Source organism: Nodosilinea sp. LEGE 06152, assembly GCF_015207525.1.
GTDB lineage: Bacteria > Cyanobacteriota > Cyanobacteriia > Phormidesmidales > Phormidesmidaceae > Nodosilinea.
In genome coordinates this window covers 136,039-154,029 of sequence record NZ_JADEWR010000011.1, presented here as the reverse complement: position 1 = coordinate 154,029, position 17,991 = coordinate 136,039, and the positions used below count along the sequence as shown (strand labels likewise).

At 57.2% G+C, this 17,991-nt stretch carries 14 protein-coding genes; 6 read left to right on the top strand and 8 right to left on the bottom strand.

Annotation, left to right across the window (positions count from 1 at the left end; translation table 11 throughout):
* Position 1 precedes the first annotated feature (1 nt).
* The 3 genes from IQ265_RS16165 to IQ265_RS16155 all read left to right on the top strand — a co-directional run bounded on the left by IQ265_RS16165 (position 2) and on the right by IQ265_RS16155 (position 3,568).
* Positions 2 to 967 carry a DNA methyltransferase gene (locus IQ265_RS16165; RefSeq protein ID WP_194055420.1) on the top strand — a complete coding sequence of 322 codons (966 nt, stop codon included), beginning with the start codon at positions 2 to 4 and terminating at the stop codon, positions 965 to 967.
* A gap of 53 nt (positions 968 to 1,020) precedes the next feature.
* Positions 1,021 to 1,602 carry a shikimate kinase gene (locus IQ265_RS16160; RefSeq protein ID WP_194055418.1) on the top strand — a complete coding sequence of 194 codons (582 nt, stop codon included), beginning with the start codon at positions 1,021 to 1,023 and terminating at the stop codon, positions 1,600 to 1,602.
* A 163-nt stretch (positions 1,603 to 1,765) separates the two neighbouring features.
* On the top strand, positions 1,766 to 3,568 hold the full coding sequence (locus IQ265_RS16155) for an NAD+ synthase (RefSeq protein ID WP_194055416.1): 1,803 nt from the start codon (positions 1,766 to 1,768) through the stop codon (positions 3,566 to 3,568).
* Positions 3,569 to 3,642: 74 nt separating this feature from the next.
* Here the strand turns inward: IQ265_RS16155 and IQ265_RS16150 are convergent, their stop codons facing one another.
* Positions 3,643 to 4,911, bottom strand: coding sequence for a glycosyltransferase family 61 protein (locus tag IQ265_RS16150; protein WP_194055414.1), 1,269 nt, complete (start codon positions 4,909 to 4,911; stop codon positions 3,643 to 3,645).
* A 951-nt stretch (positions 4,912 to 5,862) separates the two neighbouring features.
* Between IQ265_RS16150 and IQ265_RS16145 the strand changes: the two genes are divergently transcribed.
* Both IQ265_RS16145 and IQ265_RS16140 read left to right on the top strand, forming a co-directional pair.
* Positions 5,863 to 7,236 carry a (Fe-S)-binding protein gene (locus tag IQ265_RS16145; protein WP_194055412.1) on the top strand — a complete coding sequence of 458 codons (1,374 nt, stop codon included), beginning with the start codon at positions 5,863 to 5,865 and terminating at the stop codon, positions 7,234 to 7,236.
* A gap of 64 nt (positions 7,237 to 7,300) precedes the next feature.
* Positions 7,301 to 7,954: a PAP/fibrillin family protein gene (locus IQ265_RS16140; RefSeq protein ID WP_194055410.1), complete on the top strand. Its 654-nt coding sequence runs from the start codon at positions 7,301 to 7,303 to the stop codon at positions 7,952 to 7,954.
* Here IQ265_RS16140 and IQ265_RS16135 read toward each other — a convergent pair whose 3' ends face one another.
* From IQ265_RS16135 to cimA, 5 genes are all read right to left on the bottom strand, one after another.
* Positions 7,955 to 9,031, bottom strand: a complete 1,077-nt coding sequence (locus tag IQ265_RS16135; RefSeq protein WP_194055408.1) for an alpha/beta fold hydrolase — start codon at positions 9,029 to 9,031, stop codon at positions 7,955 to 7,957. It lies immediately after the preceding gene.
* Positions 9,032 to 9,037: 6 nt separating this feature from the next.
* A complete protein-coding gene (locus IQ265_RS16130) occupies positions 9,038 to 9,775 on the bottom strand; it encodes a PHP domain-containing protein (protein ID WP_194055406.1) in 738 nt (245 codons plus the stop codon).
* A gap of 259 nt (positions 9,776 to 10,034) precedes the next feature.
* A complete protein-coding gene (locus IQ265_RS16125) occupies positions 10,035 to 10,370 on the bottom strand; it encodes a DUF3082 domain-containing protein (RefSeq protein ID WP_194055404.1) in 336 nt (111 codons plus the stop codon).
* Positions 10,371 to 10,567: 197 nt separating this feature from the next.
* Entirely contained in the window at positions 10,568 to 12,016 is a 1,449-nt protein-coding gene (locus tag IQ265_RS16120; protein ID WP_194055402.1) for a YdiU family protein, read from the bottom strand.
* Between the two features lie 108 nt (positions 12,017 to 12,124).
* Positions 12,125 to 13,843 (bottom strand): citramalate synthase, encoded by a 1,719-nt coding sequence (cimA, locus tag IQ265_RS16115; protein ID WP_194055400.1) that lies wholly within the window; start codon positions 13,841 to 13,843, stop codon positions 12,125 to 12,127.
* A 128-nt stretch (positions 13,844 to 13,971) separates the two neighbouring features.
* Between cimA and IQ265_RS16110 the strand changes: the two genes are divergently transcribed.
* Positions 13,972 to 14,277 carry a 2Fe-2S iron-sulfur cluster-binding protein gene (locus IQ265_RS16110; RefSeq protein WP_194055398.1) on the top strand — a complete coding sequence of 102 codons (306 nt, stop codon included), beginning with the start codon at positions 13,972 to 13,974 and terminating at the stop codon, positions 14,275 to 14,277.
* A gap of 71 nt (positions 14,278 to 14,348) precedes the next feature.
* Here the strand turns inward: IQ265_RS16110 and IQ265_RS16105 are convergent, their stop codons facing one another.
* The gene (locus tag IQ265_RS16105; protein ID WP_194055396.1) at positions 14,349 to 16,175 is read right to left on the bottom strand and encodes an alpha/beta hydrolase; all 1,827 of its coding nucleotides are present in this window, start codon (positions 16,173 to 16,175) and stop codon (positions 14,349 to 14,351) included.
* Positions 16,176 to 16,297: 122 nt separating this feature from the next.
* Entirely contained in the window at positions 16,298 to 17,926 is a 1,629-nt protein-coding gene (locus tag IQ265_RS16100) for an ABC transporter ATP-binding protein (RefSeq protein WP_194055394.1), read from the bottom strand.
* Positions 17,927 to 17,991: the final 65 nt, after the last annotated feature.

Sequence of the window (17,991 nt, the reverse complement as noted above, 5' to 3'; positions counted from 1 at the left end):
CATGAAAACGAGAGCACCTCGCAACCGAACCCTCGATCTTACGCCTGAGGAACGGGACAGGTTTTTGCAGCAGTTAGTGTGTCTAGAGCGCACCATCTCTGCCGCCGATATTCTCAACAAAACCATCTGCCAGGATGTGCTGGTTGCTCTGTCTTACCTTCCTCCCAACTTCGTTGATTTGCTGATTGTTGACCCGCCCTACAACCTGACTAAAGACTTCAACGGCAAGGTGTTTAAGCAGTGCGATCGCGCCACCTACGCCGACTGGCTCGACAGCTGGATTGCCCAGCTTATCCCCCTGCTTAAGCCCAGCGCTTCCGCCTATTTTTGTGCCGACTGGGCCACCTCAACGGCCATGTATCCAGTTCTAGAAAAGCACTTTTTAATTAAAAATAGAATTACCTGGGAGCGCGAAAAAGGTCGCGGTGCCCAGGCCAATTGGAAGAACGCCAGTGAAGATATTTGGTTCTGCACGGTGTCCGATCGCCACACGTTTAACGTTGACGCCGTCAAGCTCAAACGCCAGGTGATGGCTCCCTATCGCAACTCAGCTGGGCAACCCAAAGACTGGGATGACAGCGGCCCAGAACACTATCGCCTCACCCATCCGTCTAATCTATGGACCGACATTACTGTGCCCTTCTGGTCGATGTCTGAAAACACCGATCATCCTACGCAAAAACCCGAAAAACTAATTGCCAAACTTATTCTCGCCAGTTCTAGCCCTAATGATGTGGTGCTTGACCCGTTTCTCGGCAGCGGCACGACCTCGGTGGTGGCTAAAAAGCTGGGGCGGCAGTATGTGGGTATTGAGCAAAACGTTGACTACTGCTGCCTGGCCGAAAAGCGTTTGGTCCTAGCTGATATTGACCCCACCATTCAGGGCTACGCCGATGGCGTCTTTTGGGAGCGCAACACCCTGGCCGTCCGCAATCGTCCCCCAAAAACCATTCCCCCAAAATCCTGATAATCTGCGTTCCTACTGCCCAATCTAGATCCGTACTGCTACTAAAAACAGCCATGTCATCAGACATCATTTTGATAGGTCCGATTGGTTCTGGCAAATCCACTGTTGGGTCGCTTTTAGCTACTCAAATGGGTCTTCCACAGCGCTCAATGGACGAGTATCGATGGAATTACTATAAAGAGATTGGATATGATGAGGAACTGGCAAAACATAAAAGAGAAACCGAAGGTTTTTGGGGAATTTACCAGTATTGGAAGCCTTTTGAAGCCCATGCAGTAGAGAGGTTTTTATCAGAGCACAAAAATTGTGTTATTGATTTTGGCGCTGGCCATTCTGTCTATGAGGACAATGTCCTGTTTCAGAGAGTCCAGCAGGTTTTAGCATCTTACTCCAACATTGTTCTACTGCTGCCTTCGTCAGACTTGAATGAATCAGTGAAGATTTTGAACGAGCGTAATGAATACGTGCCAGACGGGAACCTAAATATCAATGAGTATTTTGTAAGACATCCTTCAAACTACAAAATTGCAAAATTCACGGTATATACAAAAGCAAAGACACCGAATGAAACTTGCAGTGAGATCTTGCAGTTAGTGGGCGCACACAACAACTTCGCTGTATTAGAGCGCAATTAAGCCTTGGTGAATACAAAACATCTGTGTCCAGCGAGCAGTAATACTCTAAGCCATAGAGCAAGGGAAATTTGGCTCAAAACAGCCCAAAATGCCAAATTCAACCTTGTCGAGCACTTTTTCACGTTTCGTTCTTCCATTTTCGTTCTTTTGCTATATAAATCCTATGAAATTTGCGATCGCCCAGCTTAACCCCACCATTGGCGACCTGGCCCACAATGCGCAGCAGGTGCTCGATGCCGCCCGCCAGGCCGATCGCATGGGAGCCCAGGTGCTGGTCACCACAGAGCTGATGCTGTGTGGCTACCCGCCCCGCGATCTGCTGCTGCGCCCCGGCTTTATTCAGGCCATGGCCGACACCCTAGACGCCCTGGCGAGAGAGCTGCCCCCCCATCTATCGGTGCTGGTTGGCTACGCCGCTGCCAACCCCAAAGCCCGCTACTCCGGCGAAAAGCCGCTGTTTAACAGCACCGCCCTGCTCCAGGGGGGGCGGGTGCAGCAGGTGTTCCATAAGCAGTTATTGCCCACCTACGATGTCTTCGACGAAAACCGCTACTTTGCGGCGGGTCAGGGGCCGAGCAGCTTTACCCTGCCCTGCGGCGACTGGGGCATTCGGGTGGGCGTCACCATCTGCGAAGACCTATGGAACGATGAAGAGTTTTGGGGCGGGCGCAGCTACCCCCGCAACCCGATCGCTGACCTGGCCAGCGCAGGCGTTGACCTGGTCGTCAACCTCTCCGCCTCGCCCTACTCGCTCAACAAAGCCCAGCTCCGCGCCGCCATGCTGACCCACAGCGCGACCCGGTTTCGCTGCCCCATTCTCTACGTCAACCAGGTGGGGGCCAACGACGATCTAATCTTCGACGGCACCAGCATGGCCTTTAACCGTCAGGGGGAACTGGTGGCGCGGCTGCCTGCCTTTGAGGCCGGACTGGCAGTGGTAGAGTACGACCCCGTCGGGCACGAGCTGTGCCCAGCCGCAATCGCGCCCCTGCCCGCCGACGAAAACGCAGCCCTCTGGTCGGCCCTGGTGCTGGGGGTGCGCGACTACACCCACAAGTGCGGCTTCTCTAAGGTGGTGATTGGCCTCAGCGGTGGCATAGACTCAGCGCTGGTGGCGGCGATCGCCGCTGCGGCCCTCGGCCCCGACAACGTGCTGGGCGTGCTCATGCCCTCCCCCTACAGCTCTGACCACTCGGTCACCGATGCGTTGGCCCTGGCTCAAAACCTGGGCATCGCCCACCAAACCCTGGCCATCGGTCCGCTGATGGCCGACTACGACCAGGTGCTCGATCCCCTGTTTGCGGGCACCAGCCCCGGCATCGCCGAGGAGAACATTCAGTCGCGCATTCGCGGCAACCTGCTAATGGCGATTTCGAATAAATTTGGCCACCTACTGCTGTCTACGGGCAACAAGTCGGAGATGGCGGTGGGCTACTGTACCCTTTACGGCGACATGAACGGCGGCCTGGCGGTGATTGCCGACCTGCCCAAAACGCGGGTCTATGCCCTGTGTCAATGGCTCAACCAGCAGGTGGGCAGCGGTCATGATGGCGCTGCCCCTGGTGGTCTGGGAGAATTGAGCGATCGCGCCAGCGCCCTCACCGATGGCCTGATTCCCCAGCACATTCTTGACAAGCCCCCCAGCGCCGAACTCAAGCCCGGCCAGGTAGACCAAGACTCCCTGCCACCCTACGACGTGCTCGATGACATTTTGGAACGCCTGGTGCAGCGCCATGAGTCGATCGCCGACATCGTCTCCGCTGGCCACGATGCCGCTATGGTCGATCGGGTAGTGCGGCTAGTGGCGCGGGCCGAGTTTAAGCGGCGACAGGCTCCGCCCGTGCTCAAGGTTACCGATCGCGCCTTTGGCATGGGCTGGCGCATGCCCATCGCCAACCGCTGGACCAGTGAGGTACAGGCTGTGACCCAGCCAAGCGCCGCTGAACAACTGCTAGGGGCTCAGTAATTCAAGCTCAAGATCAAGCTCGGCAGTCGCCCAAACCCGAGCACTGCAGGCTCAGATCAATTGCTTCATCCACTTCAGGGGTTTAGCAACCCTGGGTAAACTAGCTCTCCGTCCGCTGGTTTAGGTGTCGGCCATAACAGGCTAGCCATGTCCTCAACAACGTCCTCAAAGTCGTCTGGGAGACGCTCGAAATCGACCACAAAGCTAGCGTGGTTTAGCCCACAGATATCAGAGAGTCTAATGTAGCAGGGATGTAAAGTGACTGATGGTGAAAACTCAATTATTTGAGCCCCAGGATTGCAAAATACAATATTTGAAAATGCGGCACCGTGGGGGCCAGCAAATACACTGCAGCTTCGGCAGGCATCAATGGCTTGTTCTGGCGATAGGCTGGAGAAACAGATTTTCTCAAACTTAGGAAAGCGCTTAAGTATCTCATCTTCCCAAGCCAGCACTCTGAGATCTGCATCAGAGCGACTAGCCCAAAGCCAGCGATCGCCGTGGCCTGATGGTGAAGCGTCTAAAAGATCTCTGATTGCCGCAACGCTCCAGTTTGTGGGTCTTGCATCCCACACTACCCAGGAGGTAAACAAGAGCTGCTCACACCGATAGTGGCAGAAGTTCTCTCGGTCCATCCAAATGACTTTCTCAAGAGGAATACCAGCTCGTTCGAGCCACTTCTGACGCCAGATTTCGCCGCTGCCGTTAACCAAAATGTGATCAACTCTATCAAACAACTGCCGACAAAAGAACGCTTGAGGTAGAGCCTGATGAAGAAAATGGAAAAAACAGAAGCCAGTAAGAGTTACCAAATTGAGTGATATACCCTCTAGGTACTTTGGGCCTGGAATTCTTGGCGACATCATGGCATATTGATATCGCCGCTCTCCCTCCCAAATATAGGTAACTTCTTCTACCGCTAGTCTTGAGACCGAATCGTATACTATGCATTCGTATCCAGACTTTCGACTGACAATCACTCCACCCTGAGAGATGGAGTAGAGAATTCGAGGCTGCTCAGGCAGGATGCCTTTAGTCAAAAATCGGTCTCGACCCGATTTTTTCTTCTTGATCAACTTTCTGTCCAAGTTATTAGTATACTTTTTGTACTCAAACCAGCCAGTATTCTCTTGATACAGAATACCGGTAGTAGAGTCAGGATAGTCGACACCCGTGGCATTCAAATTGACTTGGTGAGAAAGTTTCTCAATATATTCAAAAGGTGCTAGGTCGTAGGGGCCTTTGCCAAAGGCATAGTTTATAGCTCGTTTGACTTTTCTTACCCATTGCTGAACAATTCTAGGCTTGAATGCTGAAATAGATTGACCAAAGAGTGTTTTCATAAAGTTGCTCTTGTATCAAGATTTTTCTCGGCAAAAATCTGTGGAACTGTGAATAGTTCTAGGATGGTAAATGGCTGACAGTAATTGTTATGAAAAGCCTTACTGTCTCCTCAGGCTTTGAGATCGGTTTTCAAAAAATACTCTTCCAAGCTAGAGCAGGGCAAAGCAGCCTACTCTACCCGTCTCGCTGAAAATGATTAAAAAAATCAAAGTAGATGCTAGTCGAGCCACACTCGAAATCATCTGTGGCTCTTTACTCATTTCAGTCTTGCAAATCTTTGGAGAGCAAGGCTATGACAAAGGCTTTGCGGTGCTCTAATAGCTACTGGCACCTTGGTGGTAGCTGCTATACCCTGCTTGAAGATGCCCATTTGAATTATTAGCAATCTATACGAAAAATCCCTTTGGCATCTGATTCTTGTGTCGTCTTTTTTGAAGCTTTATCAAGGTGATAGCCTAACCAGAATAGTTTTTACATCTTCTCTAAAGAGTAATTCTGACTACCTTTTGATAGGTGAACTGTGTCGGGAGTCAGGAGCAAAAGGTAGGATTTGCCGTCTCCCTTGCTGCTTAGAGCTAAGCTGCTTTGACTGGAATTGCCCACAAGCCCAATTGGCAAGACAGCTTACCAACGAGGGCATCGGTAATTGATTTGGTCTCCGGGTCGGCTATCTTATGCTAGGCGGTATGACCCTGATGGCAAAAGTTTGGAAGGCCTCTCAATTACTGCTTTTGGGGGCGACCTACCCTGGACTACCCCTTCGATCGCAATAGATGGCCTGCGGTTGGCCCAGGGTTATCAGTAAAGAATTTCCTTGACGGCTGAGGGCAAAAGCTGGGGGCGATTCGCGAAGCGTATAGCCTGCGGCATAGCGGAAACGGGAACCGACTTGGAACGAGTATCCGTTGCGGAATCGCGCTAGCCTAAACATAGCCCTTACCCACGTTTCCATGCCGACCTCCGAGTCTTCAGCACCCCTCGCTTGGCCCACGTCCGACAGCGTTGCCAATGGCTTCGATGCCCAGCACCCCCCCGACCCCAAGCTGATTGATGCCTGTGTACACTGCGGGTTTTGCCTCACCACCTGCCCCAGCTACCGGGTGCTCGGCACCGAAATGGACTCGCCCCGGGGTCGCATTTATTTAATGGATGCGATCAATACTGGCGAAGCGCCCCTGTCGGCTACCTCGGCCCAGCATTTTGACTCGTGCCTGGGCTGTTTGGCCTGCACCACGGCCTGCCCCTCGGGGGTGCAGTACGACCAGCTAATTGCGGCGGTGCGGCCCCAGGTCGAGCGCAACCACGCTCGGCCCTGGCCAGAACGGCTGGTGCGATCGCTAATCTTCAGCCTATTCCCTTACCCCACCCGACTGCGGGCGGTGGCAGGGCCATTGTACCTGTACCAAAAACTGGGCATTTCTAGGCTGGTGCAAAAAACTGGGCTGCTGACCAAACTTTCCCCCAGCCTGGCGGCAATGGAGTCGCTGCTGCCGCCGATTACCGCCGAGAGCTTTCAGGACGACCTGCCCGAACTCGTCTCTGCGGTGGGCCAAACGCGGTACCGGGTGGGTATGGTGCTGGGTTGCGTGCAGCGGGTGTTTTTCTCGGATGTAAATGCCGCTACGGCGCGGGTGCTGGCCGCCAACGGCTGTGAGGTGGTGATTCCCCACGAGCAGGGGTGCTGCTCGGCCCTGCCCGCCCACCAGGGGCAAGAGGCCCAGGCCCAAACCCTGGCCCGCCACATGATCGACTGCTTTGAGGCCGCCGAGGTCGATTTTGTGGTGATCAACGCGGCGGGCTGTGGCCACACCCTGAAGGAGTACCACCACATTTTGCAGGATGACCCAGAGTACCGCGATCGCGCCAAAGCCTTTGTGGCCAAAGTCAGGGACGTGCAGGAGTTCCTCGCCCAGGTGGGCCTGACCACGCCCCTGCACCCGATCGCCGAGGGCACCCTACCGATTGTCTATCAAGACGCCTGCCACCTGCTGCACGGGCAAAAAATTAGCGTGCAGCCCCGGCATCTGCTCAAACAGATTCCCGGCGTTAGCCTGCGGGAACCCATTGATGCTGCCCTGTGCTGCGGCAGTGCTGGGGTCTACAACATGCTGCATCCTGACGTGGCCGCCGAGTTGGGCCAGATGAAGGTCAGGAATCTGCTGAATACCGGCGCTGCCCTGGTGGCCTCCCCCAACCCCGGCTGCTCCCTGCAAATTCAGCAGCACATGGCTGGGCAGCAGCGCTCTGTCTCCCTCTTTCACCCCATCGAGCTGCTTGATTTTTCTATTCGTGGGGTGCCGCTACCCCTAGAGAATCATCGCTGACCTGCGAGGGTACTCTAAGGTTCAAGGCTCTGTAGGTCCTGCTTCCCTTCACGTCTCTGCCACAATGACTCCTGTTCACCGCCGCCGCGCCCAGCTCAAGACTCAGCTGCTCCAGCAAATCGATGCTCTCGAACCAGAGGCTGCCATTCTGCCTGCTGAGCACCCTGCGATCGATCAAATTATCTGTGAACTAGAAGCGCTCAACCCAATCGATCAGCCCCTGCGTCAGGAGCACTGGCCGATGCTGCTGGGCTCGTGGGCGCTGGTCTACGCCTCGCGGGGCACGGTGGTCACCCGTCGCATCAGTCGCCAGTTTCCGGTGCCGGTGGGGATTCAGCGGGTGTGGCAGCGATTGACCGGCCCCGAGGGCCAGGGGAATCTGCTGAAAGACCGGGGCGCTAGTAAAACCCAGGGCCTGGGGGCGATCGCCACCGAAAATGGGGCCGTGCTCTCGCTACCGTTCCTGGGCGAACTCACCGCCACCGCCCAGGGCATTTGGCAACCCTACGAAGAAGGCGAAAGCGCTCGAGTTAGCTTTGGAGCCTTTAGCGTCCAGGCCACCCGGCTGCTGGGTATCACCGGGCTAAACCTGCCCCAAATTACCCTTCCAGTGCTGGAGTTTCTGCGTCAGGAGGCTCTGTGGATTACCTCCTACCTGGACGAAGATCTGCGGTTTGGGCGCGGCGCTACGGGCAATTTGTTTGTGTTTCGGCGGTAGCTAGCGATCGCGCGGCGATCGTCCCCCCATCTGCCTACCCTCCAGCTCGCGCTTTACCGCGATCGCCCACTTGTCTACCATCGTGACCATGGCAGGCATGTCTTTAGACACTTTGGTCTGCCAGCCCAGCTCGGCCACCACCTGGTTAAAGGTTCGGTTTTTGGTCATGCGGTAGGCAATTTCTTCAACTTCGGCCCAGGCCAGGTCGCTTTCAACAAAGGCCTGAATCATGACGTTGAGCAAGTGCTGGTAGCGGTTGCCCTCCTGCGCCGTCATCATGGTGTGAGGAATATCCAGCACCTTGTTAAACAGCACATACCAGCTGATGGGCTGGTGGTTGAGGGCGGCGGCAAAAAAGTGCTGATGGTCAACATTGCTGACGGCCCGATCGCTCTCGCTAGAAATTGTAAAGGTGGGGGCGATCGCCGACTGTTTCACCCGCTGCTGGCACAGCTGCCCCAGCTCAAGTACGGCTCGCAGGGCCGGGGTCGTAAAGCCTGAGTAGCCCAGCGGTGGTGCTTGAGCCGCCGTAGCTGAATCGACAATCTGCTTAGGGGCTGCGGCCCAGGCAAAGTAGGTATCAACTCTTTTCACAAAGAGATCGATCACTTTGCTGCTGGCGCTGAGGTAAGGCGCACACAGTACCGCGCGATCGACCTGAGCCGGTTTTTCTAGCGCCAGCCAGCTGGCCAAGGTGCCACCCCCCGACAGGCCACCTACCACCACGCGATCGCCCAGCAGACTGACCAAATTGAGCCACTGAAGGCCAAAGTTTTGGTACACCCTGAAGTCGGTGGGCAGAGGTGGCGGGTTGTCTTTGCCCCAGTGGCCAGCTCGACCGTGCCCAGGCAGCAGCGGAGCTACCACGTTATAACCTGCCCGGTAAAGGTGCTGGCCAATGCGCTCCATTTGGTAAGGGCCAGCGGTAAAGCCGTGGAAAAATAGACAGACCCGTTCAGTAGGCTGAGACTGGAGCCAGACCCTAGTGTGAAGGGCTTCATCCATCAGGCCGTAGCGGGCTTCTTGCTGCTTAATGCCGTGCTCGAGCACGCGCTTGAGGGTAGCGTAGTCGGCCATAGGGGGCTACAGTCGCCGCAGCAAGCTTGGCCCGTGGGTATCGGTACCGCAGGTCGTCAACAAGCCGTAGTCTTGGGCTAGCTGCTCGACTGTGGGGGTATGGCGGGGGCAGGGCACCCAGGCTTCGGGGTTGGCGTAGGCGTAGTAGGTTTCCACCCCGTCAATACCCAGCGCCGCCGCGACTGGAATGAGCTGCTTAGCCGACACCCGGTAGCGGGCTGGGTGGGCCAGCACCGCAATACCCCCAGCAGACTGAATCGCCGCAATCACCGCTGCTGCTCGCTTGTCATCGCCTCGGGGCGCGTAGCTTCGCAGGTAGGGCTCGATCGCATCGTGGGCGGGCGCAAAGCCGTAACCCAAAATGTGCACTTCGGTCTCGGCCAGAATGGCGGTAATTTCTACGCCAGTAAACAGTCGGGGTACGGCCCCTCCCTTGCCCTGCCGCCGACTGCGCAACGAGGTGGGGTTGCGCCACTGCCAGTCTTCGAGCCAGGCTTTGGCCTGCTGGTAGCCCTTGACGGTGTGGTGGTCAGTAATGGCGAAGGCGCTGAGGCCAATATCAACCACCTGCTCCATCAGACCGGCAGGGGTAAGCTTGCCGTCGGAGCAGGCAGTGTGCATGTGAAAGTTGTAGGTATAGGGGCAGCTGGTTGCATCTATGGCGGTAAAAATTTCTCTCAGCATTTCGGCATCCCCGGTGCGAGGGCGCTGGCTAAGGGTGCTGAGACTGGGAGTGGCAACCATGAATCTTGGTGGGGAGTGCTGCGTTTTACCTAATGTTCTTTATTAAATATATAACTTTGGCCCGTTGACTGAGGAAAAATTTGTGCTTTGATCGTTGACTGATCAAACACTTTGCCCCCCAGCTTCGGTTGAGGCCAAGCTAAAACCTTTAGCTTGTGTCTAACAGTTAGGTTAAAGACGTCTTTAACCTAACAAAAATAACGCCGAAAAAGTGTTCGTTACTGACCGATCGCAGGGCGGCTTCGCCATCGAGACTGATCTACTGCTCTTCAGAAGGGGCTGCAGGCCGACCCGCCAGTCGCCCCCAGAGCAGCTGAATGCCCAGCAAAAACAACCCCAGCCCCGCTAAGCCAAAAACTCCCGACCCCAGAGCCGCCATGCCCACCACCAGCGTGCGGACTGCCGCTGAAATGTTGGCCACCGCCGGATTGTCTGATACAACCGGATGGGTTGCAAAGTTGGCGGCAATGGAGAGCATCAGGCGATAGGCCAGTACAGCAATGGTGCCCGCCACAAAAGCGCCGCTAAAGCACTGCAGAATTTTCGCTGTGGGCGTCGGTGCGAGAGGGCTGGCGGAAGCTGGGTCGTCGGACATGGTTAGGGTTCTGGATTGAAAGCTATCTACATATTGCCAAACTAGGGATTGCCAAACCAGGGGCATCTGGGGTATTAGAGTCTGTCGATGGGCTGAAAAGGGGGAACTTTGCCCTCTACATACGATTTGCGCAGCCTATAGCCTGGGTATGCCAGAGCCGGAAACCGACTCGAAACGAGTATCTTTTCAGAAACCGTCTAGCTCTGCCCAAAGGGATGCTGGACTTTATCAAGTAAGTCGTAAAAGGGTTGCCAGTTATCGTCGGTGGTAATTGGTTCCCAAACTGCCTCAATGGCGGGGCGCAGCAGTACGGTTTCGGGATTGGTGCGCTTCAGCAGCGACGCAACGCCCTCCATCTTCTCAGCATCGAGGCTCTGCAAGCAGCGGTAGTAGGTTTGCCGCCAGTCATCGAGCTGAGAAGCCGCTGCTGCGTCTGAGGCGTGCAGCGTGGTGCTAAAGATGAGAGTAGCGTGTTCGCGCCAGAGGGGAGAGAACTGTTGGGCTAGGGCCAGGAAAAAGTCGTGGTAACCCACGTCTACGGCACTTAGCAGCGCGATTGTTTGGCTGACTAGAGTCGTAGCCAGGTCATCTGCTAGGGTTTCGAAACCCAGCTTGTGGAGCATACGCTGCTGGTAGTAAGCGGCGTAACGATCTTTGAAGGGTTCTAGGGCAGCTTCCAGCTCCACCTCGGGCATGATTAGCTGAAGGGGCTTTTGCAGCGCCTTGAGGTTCATCTGGCAGATGGCGGGCTGGTTGCCGTAGCTGTAGCGCCCGGCGTAGTCGAAGTAGGCGGCGGTAAAGCGGGGGTCGTAGCCATCCATAAAGGCGTAGGGGCCGTAGTCGAAGCTTTCGCCCGTGATCGACATGTTGTCGGTGTTGAGCACGGCGTGGCAAAAGCCCACCGACATCCACTGGGCGGCAAGACGGGCTACGCGATCGCACAACTCCCCATAAAAGTGCAAATACCGCTCCTGGGCATCGGTAAACAGCCGTGCCTCAGGATAGTAAACGTCGATGACGTGCTCCAGCAACTTGGCGATCAGATCGGGGCGGTTGTGGTACTCCAGCCGCTCAAAGGTGCCAAAGCGAATGTGCGACTGGCTAAAGCGCACCAGCACTGATGACCGGGTAGGCGAAGGTTCGTCGCCGCGCCACAGGGCTTGGCCCGTTTCAACCAGGCTAAAGGCGCGGGAGGTATTGACCCCCAGGGCGTGGAGGGCCTCGGAGGCCAGCACCTCGCGCACGCCGCCCTTGAGGGTAAGCATGCCGTCACCGCCGCGCGAGTAGGGGGTGGTGCCAGAGCCTTTGGTACCAAAGTCGTAGAGGTTACCGTCGGTGCCGCGCACCTGGCCGTAGAGAAAGCCGCGCCCGTCGCCTAAAAAGGGGTTGTATTCGCCAAACTGGTAGCCGTGGTAGCGCAGGGCCAGAAATGGCTCGCGCCCCTCAAACTTACCGAAGGCTTCAATGAAGTGGTCGTCGCTGACGGTGGCAGGGTCGAGGCCGAGCCGCCGCACCAGGTCGTCGTTGCGAAACCGCAGAATGTGCTGGGGAAACTCGGCGGCGGCGACCACGTCGTAGTAGTCATCGCCTAAGGACTCCAGGGCGGGCAGGTAGTCGAGGGCAAGCAGGGGGTTGGCGGTGGTCATAGGTCTAGGGCGTCAGCAACAGCACTTTAGCAACAGGAGTATTACTTAAGTATTGCAAATCTGACGCCTATCGATTGCCTCCATAAAGGGGATATAGCCTGCCCTCGTTCACTCAAAGCCCAGCTCTTGCTTAAGTTTAGCCAGCGCCGTTTCACGGGTCTTTTGCAAAGCGGCATTGGCGTCAGAGCGGTCAATTTCGCCGCCGATCGCGCAGTGGGGGCGCGCCGTTTCCATCATCAGGCCGTACTCCAGCCCTTCGGTCACCGCCTGGTACGAGGCTTCGATGATGTTGGTCGAAACCCCCAGAGTAGTCCAGCGCTGGGCACCGTTGCTCGACTCCACCAGCACCCGCGTTTTGGCCGCCGTGCCCGCGCCGCTGTCAATAATTCGCACTTTGTAGTCAGAGAGGTGAAAGTTGGCGATCGCCGGGTAAAACGTCAGCAGCGCCTTCCGCAGGGCCGTATCCAGCGCGGCCACTGGCCCGTTGCCCTCGGCGGCGGCGAGAATATCCTCATCCCCCACCATGACTTTGATCGTGGCCAGCGATTGGCTGCTGTGGTCGCTGCCATTGCCCTGGTGCTGGCAGTTAATGTAGAAGCCTTTGAGGTCGAAGAATCGGGGGCGATCGCCCAACGCTTCGCGCATGAGCAGCTCAAAGCTGGCCTCGGCGGCCTCAAACTGGTAGCCCTCGTGCTCCAGGGTTTTGAGCCGGGTGAGCAACTGGCGCGAGGCCGGGTTGTGGCGGTCTAGCTCTAGGCCAAAGCTGCGGGCCTTCACCAGCACATTGCTCAGCCCCGCCTGATCCGACACCACAATGCGGCGGCTGTTGCCCACCGTAGCCGGGTCAATGTGCTCGTAGGTTTTGGGCTCGCGCTCCACGGCGCTGACGTGGATACCGCCCTTGTGGGCAAAGGCCGATCGCCCCACGTAGGGGGCGTGCTCGTCGGGGGCCAGGTTCACCACCTCGCTGATAAAGCGGCTGGTCTCGGCCAGGGTTTCGAGCCGGGCGGGGGCAATGCAGGGGTAGCCCAGCTTAATTTGCAAATTTGGAATCAGCGTGCAGAGGTTGGCATTGCCGCAGCGCTCGCCGTAGCCATTGATCGTGCCCTGCACCATGGTGGCCCCAGCCTCGACTGCCGCCATGGCGTTGGCTACCGCCGTACCGCTGTCGTTGTGGGTGTGAATGCCCAACTGGGGCCGGGGGGCCGGAAACTGCTGAAGCCAGGTGTTCACGGCGGTGACAATTGCGCCGACTGCTTGAGGTAACGTACCGCCGTTGGTGTCGCACAGCACCAGCCACTCGGCCCCGGCAGTCACCGCTGCTTCGAGGGTTTCTAACGCATAGTCGCGATTTGCCAAATATCCGTCAAACCAGTGCTCGGCGTCGTAGATTACCCGGCGGCCCTGGCTACGAAAGTAGCGAATAGTGTCGACAATCATGGCCAGGTTTTCGGCCAGGGTGGTCTGCAGGCCGGTGGTGACATGCAAATCCCAGGATTTGCCAAACAGCGTAATCCACTCGGTGCCCGCGGCCAGCACCGGCTGCAGCATCGGCTCTTCGGCAGCAACTTTGCCGGGACGGCGGGTCGAGCAAAAGGCGGTGACGCTGGCCTGGGTCAGGGGAGTTTCTTTCAACTGCCAAAAGAACTGCACGTCTTTGGGATTGGCCCCCGGCCAGCCGCCCTCGATAAAGGGCACTCCTAGGGCGTCGAGCCGTCGCGCAATGCGCAGTTTATCTTCAATCGACAGGGCTAGCCCCTCCCGCTGGGCACCATCTCTGAGCGTGGTGTCGTAGATGTGAATGGGGGTGCAATCGCGCTCAGCCATAGCCAGTGGTGCCCTAGGGATTATCTCTGTCACAGTTATCTAGAGTAAGCCCTGGGCTGGGGATGCTTGAGAACGTCGCGGCGATCGCGTTATAAAACGTAGATATTCTTCGTCTGCCAGGAAATACCATGCCCACCGTCACCGCCCAGGGAAAAACGATCGCCTGTGATACCGGGGCCAATCTGCGCCAGGTTCTGCTGGCCAACGGTGTGGACTTGTACAACGGCCAGGCCAAGGTGATCAACTGCCGCAGCCTTGGCACCTGCGGCACCTGCGCAGTAGCAATTCAGGGCGACGTTTCAGCCGTCAACTGGAAAGACCAGGCGCGCCGATCCCTCCCTCCCCACAACCCTGCCCGCGACCTCCGCCTCGCCTGCCAAACCCAAGTGCTCGGCAATATCACTGTCACCAAATACGACGGCTTTTGGGGGTAAGGGCAAACCCTCATCTGGTAAACCCTAACTCCCCAGCCGCCTACCCTCCCACTCCCCACCCGCCTACTTTCCTACTGCGGAGTACTCATCGCATCCAGCATCTCCGACTTTGTGCCATCCACGCTGCCGCCCTGAATACTGACCCGGTAGCGCATGGGCGACAGGTAGCCCTGAATCTTGAGCTTCTGGCAATCGAGGTGGAGCTGGCTGAGGGCAACCTGGCGATCGCCGTCGAGCGTATCGAGATAGCCGCCAAACCCCAAAAATGCCAGCCGGTAGAGCAACTGCTGACTAAATTGGCCCTCAAAATAGCCGCCGTGCACGTCTCGCTTGCCGGTACTGTAGTCGAGGGTGAGCAGAAAGTAATCTAGCGGCTTGAGGGCCGCTTTGCCCAGGGCGCGGGTCAAGATACCAACCGGCTGAGTCGAGCAGACATTGCTTTGCAGGTCAAATTTCAGATCGGTGTAGTCGGTGCAGTCAAAATAGGTAAAAAAGTCGGCCACGGTGGCGCGACTGCTGTCCTGTCTGGCCTGCACCTCAAACAGTTTGGCCAGGGTAACCACGCCCCGAGTCTGAACCCGATTGTAGGTGAGAAACAAATTCTCCATCACGTTCTGGTTCGTTTTGGCGATCGCCTCACCCACCGGCAAATCTACTGGGAAATCGCGATCGAGGGAGTTTAAATTGATCAGGCCGTAGTCGTTAACGCTACTCGTTTTGTTTTGCAGCGCCACGTTGCCTAAACGATAGCCCCGCGCCTGGGTACGGCTAGGAAACGCAATATAGTTAGCGGCTGTCGAAGCAATGCGCAGGGCAATATCGCCCTCACTACAGAACAGATACGACTCCGAAAACCGCCGCAGCGACGACGCCAAAAAATTGGCCCGGCTCGACACAATTGTCAGTACCGGAATGTCGGGTGAAGCGAGAATGAGTCGCTCCAAACGGTACACATCGCCCACGTCGCTGGGGGGTTGTTTGTCAATCGATCGCGAGTCAAATACATCTGACAGAATGCGAATCACATTCGTCACCACAAAGCCGCCCATGCTGTGGCCAATAAAACTTAGCTTGACCTTGTTGCGGCTGTTTTTTGCCCAGTACTCGCGGGCTTTAAGCACCGCCTGCTGCTGCTCGTGCGCGGTGGCCGCCAGCGGAAACTGGCTATTGGCCGTGCGCTGCACCATCGCCTGGTCTATTTGGCGCAGCAGCTCAACTAGATCGAGAACGCCAAAGTTGTCGGCCCGGTAGCTGTCGCGAAAGTAGACGATGAGCCGCAGCACTACCAGCGCTGCCATCAGCAGCCCCAGCACCAAAAAGAGCGCCAGCACCAGGCTGAGCGCAAACCCAACCACCGAGGTTTCAAACAGGAGAAAAATCTCAATGACAAGCAATGCCAGGGCGCACACTGCCCCGGTTAGCAGCAAATCTCGCGGCAGGGGTGGTAGTGCCCCTAGGGCTTCCATCACCTTTTTGGGCTTGGTGAGGGCGACATTTTCAGAAGGCCAGCGGTAGCCGACAAAAACTCGGTTGGGCCTGCCGCTAATGGCTGGATCGTGGCGGTTGATATACTTAAAAATGTTTTTGTACCAGGCCTGGACCCCATCTAGGCTGGTGTTGTAGCCGTGCACCGAAATTACCAATTCGGCACAGCGATCGGGGGCGTCAGACATCATGCGGCACAGGTGGTCGGCAATGTTGTCAATGCCCTGCATGGCCTGCTGCTGGTGGCGATCGCTAGATTCTTGAGCATCTTCAATATTGGGCGGAGCGCTACTCATCACGAAATAGCCCGGCACCTTACCCTCAGTGCCGGCGGGATCATCCATATCGACAATTTGGGCTAGGCTTTCGTCGGCAAAGACAAATTTTTGAATGATGAAAGGGAGCTGTTTCATAGATGCCCTAAAAAACCCAACAGTTAGGATTTCAAGAGCGTAGCCGACGTTTCCAGACGGTAAAGCAACAGGTTAATGAAACGTAGAGCGAGCCGGGCCGTACAGGCAGATACAATGGGCCTTTACACACTAGCCGCGAGCACAGGAACCGACTGCAGCAGGGCTTGGGTGTAGGGGTGCTGGGGTGACTCAAACAGGGTTTTGGTGGGGGCAATTTCCACAATTTTGCCCTGCTGCATGACGGCAATGCGATCGCACATAAAGCGCGCCACCCACAGGTCGTGGGTAATAAACAGGTAGGTGAGGTCAAACTCCTGCTTGAGGGCAATCATTAGCTCTAGCACCTGGGTTTGCACCGTGGCGTCGAGCATGCTGACGGGTTCGTCGCAGATCACCAGCTTGGGATGGGTAATCAGGGCGCGGGCGATCGCCACCCGCTGCTGCTGCCCCCCCGACAAATCGCCAGGGAAGCGATTGAAATAGTCGGCGGTGGGGTTGAGGCTGACGCGGGCCAGCATGTCGTGGGCCTGCTTTTCGGCCTCGGCAACGGTGGCAAGGCCGTGGATGAGCAGCGGGTCGGCAATGCTTCTGCCCACGCTCATCATCGGGTTGAGGCATGCGTGGGGGTCTTGAAAGACCATTTGCAGCTGTCGCCGCTGCTGCCGCATGGCCTGGCGCGATAGGGTAGTCAGCTCGGTGCCGTTAAACTCGACCTGGCCTGCGGTGGGTTTGACCAGCTGCAGAATAGTGCGCGACAGGGTGCTCTTGCCGCAGCCACTCTCGCCCACCAGCCCCACCACCTCGCCGGGGTAAATCTCTAGCGTTACCCCGTCTACGGCCTTGATCACCTTCGATTCGCGGTTGCCCAGCAGGCGGGCGATCGGGTTGGACTCCAGAACGTAGTGCTGCTTAACCTCCGTCAGGCGCAGAACGGGGGCAGCGGCGGAGGGCTTGTAGGCCAACCCCTCCGCCTGCTGCATTTTCAGAGCCGACTCGACCAGCGATCGCGTATAGTCATCGCGCGGGTCCTGAAACACCGTGGCGGCGGTGCCCTCCTCAACCACGCGGCCCTGGTACATAACGGCGACGCGATCGCAGTACTCAGCCACCAGCGACAGGTCGTGGGAGATCAGCACCAGGGCGGTGCCCAACTCGTCGCACAGCCGCGTCAGCTCGTCGAGAATTTGAGCCGACACCGTCACATCCAGGCTGGTGGTGGGCTCATCGGCCACAATTAGCTGCGGCTCTAGAATCATCGCCAGGGCGATCGCCACCCGCTGGCGCATGCCGCCGCTAAACTCGTGGGGGTACTGGCCAAACCGACTGGCGGAAATATTGACTTTTTCGAGCACCGCGATCGCCCGCGCCTTCGCCGCCGCCGACGACAGCTCGGGTCGATGCGCCCGTAGGGTTTCAATGCAGTGGTCGCCAATGGTCATCAGCGGGTTGAGCCGCGTCATTGGGTCCTGAAACACCAGGGCGATCGCCTCGCCCCGAAACTGCCGCAGCCGCTGCTTGGTGAAATCGAGCACCGACTCACTGTTAAACCACACCCGTCCCTGGAGCTCAGTCGCTTTAGGCAACAACCGCAGCGCCGCCCGCCCCAGGGTGCTCTTACCGCAGCCCGACTCGCCCACCAGACCCAGCTTTTCCCCCGGCGACAGGGTCAGCGAAACACGATCGACCGCCCGCTCCGCCTGACCAGGGTACGTGACTGAGAAACTTTCGAGGGTGAGGAGGGAGTCTAGCATGAGGGGCAGGGGGTGGATGGGTAGGGGGTAGATGAGTAAGGGGTGCGGTAGTAGCAGATTGGAGG

Bases quoted from the DNA above. Each gene is read 5' to 3' on its own strand.
- IQ265_RS16160 (WP_194055418.1), top strand. From the start codon at position 1,021: ATGTCATCAGACATCATTTTGATAGGTCCGATTGGTTCTGGCAAATCC.
- IQ265_RS16155 (WP_194055416.1), top strand. From the start codon at position 1,766: ATGAAATTTGCGATCGCCCAGCTTAACCCCACCATTGGCGACCTGGCC.
- IQ265_RS16130 (WP_194055406.1), bottom strand. From the start codon at position 9,775: ATGGTTGCCACTCCCAGTCTCAGCACCCTTAGCCAGCGCCCTCGCACC.
- IQ265_RS16135 (WP_194055408.1), bottom strand. From the start codon at position 9,031: ATGGCCGACTACGCTACCCTCAAGCGCGTGCTCGAGCACGGCATTAAG.
- IQ265_RS16105 (WP_194055396.1), bottom strand. From the start codon at position 16,175: ATGAAACAGCTCCCTTTCATCATTCAAAAATTTGTCTTTGCCGACGAA.
- IQ265_RS16165 (WP_194055420.1), top strand. From the start codon at position 2: ATGAAAACGAGAGCACCTCGCAACCGAACCCTCGATCTTACGCCTGAG.
- cimA (WP_194055400.1), bottom strand. From the start codon at position 13,843: ATGGCTGAGCGCGATTGCACCCCCATTCACATCTACGACACCACGCTC.
- IQ265_RS16120 (WP_194055402.1), bottom strand. From the start codon at position 12,016: ATGACCACCGCCAACCCCCTGCTTGCCCTCGACTACCTGCCCGCCCTG.
- IQ265_RS16140 (WP_194055410.1), top strand. From the start codon at position 7,301: ATGACTCCTGTTCACCGCCGCCGCGCCCAGCTCAAGACTCAGCTGCTC.
- IQ265_RS16145 (WP_194055412.1), top strand. From the start codon at position 5,863: ATGCCGACCTCCGAGTCTTCAGCACCCCTCGCTTGGCCCACGTCCGAC.
- IQ265_RS16125 (WP_194055404.1), bottom strand. From the start codon at position 10,370: ATGTCCGACGACCCAGCTTCCGCCAGCCCTCTCGCACCGACGCCCACA.
- IQ265_RS16100 (WP_194055394.1), bottom strand. From the start codon at position 17,926: ATGCTAGACTCCCTCCTCACCCTCGAAAGTTTCTCAGTCACGTACCCT.
- IQ265_RS16110 (WP_194055398.1), top strand. From the start codon at position 13,972: ATGCCCACCGTCACCGCCCAGGGAAAAACGATCGCCTGTGATACCGGG.
- IQ265_RS16150 (WP_194055414.1), bottom strand. From the start codon at position 4,911: ATGAAAACACTCTTTGGTCAATCTATTTCAGCATTCAAGCCTAGAATT.